2 protein-coding genes are annotated in these 1,540 nt (G+C 56.9%); both read right to left on the reverse strand.

Annotated elements, in window-relative coordinates; translation table 11 throughout:
• Positions 1-34 precede the first annotated feature (34 nt).
• Positions 35-955 carry an IS3 family transposase gene (locus BI49514_RS16155; protein WP_115614072.1) on the reverse strand — a complete coding sequence of 307 codons (921 nt, stop codon included), beginning with the start codon at positions 953-955 and terminating at the stop codon, positions 35-37.
• On the reverse strand, positions 910-1,540 hold a 631-nt coding region (locus tag BI49514_RS16160), incomplete at its 5' end, for a hypothetical protein (RefSeq protein ID WP_219618459.1). The genes BI49514_RS16155 and BI49514_RS16160, both read right to left, overlap by 46 nt.

Below are 1,540 nucleotides of genomic sequence, written 5' to 3' on the forward strand. Positions count from 1 at the left end.
TGGAGTGGTCCCCAATAGTTGGACTGCTGTGGGGTCAGCATAAAGCAGTTACCGGCTGTTCGGCTGTGGCGGTCTTGGTCCGATATTCCATCGGGGCAAGACCGCCAAGCCGTGTCGAGATCCTCTCAAAGTTATACCAATGAATGTACTCATCGATCGCTTTCTTCAGGTCCTCGATCGAGTCGAATTTCTGCAGATAGAACATCTCGGACTTCAACTGCCCGAAGAAATTCTCCGCCATCGCGTTATCCCAGCAGTTTCCCTTCCGAGACATCGACGGTGTGGCACCGTGCTTGTCCAGGATCGCCGCCCACGACACATGCTGGTACTGAAACCCCTGGTCCGTGTGCACCAACGGTGCCTGGCCGGGCCTTAACCCCTGGCATGCTCTGGTCAGTGACTCGTTCGTCAACGCCAGGTTCGGTGACGTCGACATCGAGTACGACACCACACCAGTATCGAAGAGATCAATGACCGGTGACAGGTACAGTTTCTGATCTGCCACAGTGAATTCCGTGACGTCAGAAACCCATTTCTCATTCGGTTTCCCAGCAGTGAACTCCCGGTTGAGGACGTTGTCGGCAACGCGGCCGATCGTGCCGCGGTGGGAGTTGTACCGCTTCCTGCGCACCTTGGTCTTGATCCCCATGTCCTGCATCAACCGCAGCACGGTCTTCTTCGCGATCAACAGGCCCTCTTTGACCAAGACTGCCCAGATCTTGCGGTGTCCATAGCATTCGCGGCTGTCGGTGAAGATCTCCCGGATCCGGCCTCTCACCTGCGCGTATCGGTCAGGTTTCTTATTGAACCGTTTCTGGTGATAGAAGAACGTCGACCGCGCCAAACCTGCAACGCTCAGCAGTAGTGGCAGGGGGTAGCTCGCCTTGAGACTGGCAACTATGCGTGCTTTTACAGCTGCCCGTTCTGTCTCAAGGCCCGAAGTTTTTTCAAGTATGCGTTCTCCGCTTCAGCCCGCAGCAGTCGGTCTTGTAGTTGCCGGTACTCGGCCAGGCTGATGTCCTCGACCCGGGTCTTCTTCGCCGCCGCATCCGGCTTCGCCGGCACCGGATCAGCATCCGGGTCCTGCCCGTGATCGATAGCCCTGATCCGGGCTGTTTTGCCCTTGCCAGTGGCCTTGCGTGGGGTGAAAGCGCCCTCGCCTTTATCCCGGTATTCCTTCACCCAGTCCAGGATCGGTCGTGACGATGCCAGACCGAGTTCTTTCGCGAGTTCAACTTTGTGTTCACCGGCTATGTAGCGTTTCGCGGTCGCGATCTTCGTTTCTGCTGGTAATCGGCGGCGCTGGTAGGGTTCCATGACCGACATTGTTCCACGCACTAACCATCGGTCGTGGAGGAGTTTGAGTGTGGGTTTATGGACGTCGAGCTTCGTGGCTGTCGCGGCGTATCCGTTGCCTTGGTCGAACAGTTCGATCGCGGCATGGGCTTGGTCGTTGGTGATCAGGCAGTCCTTGCGCATGGAGTAGTCCCTTTCAAGTTGGTTTGTGTTGATCACAGTCCAACTTTCGGGGACCACTCCA

The organism is Brevibacterium iodinum ATCC 49514 (assembly GCF_900169265.1).
GTDB classification, from domain to species: domain Bacteria; phylum Actinomycetota; class Actinomycetes; order Actinomycetales; family Brevibacteriaceae; genus Brevibacterium; species Brevibacterium iodinum.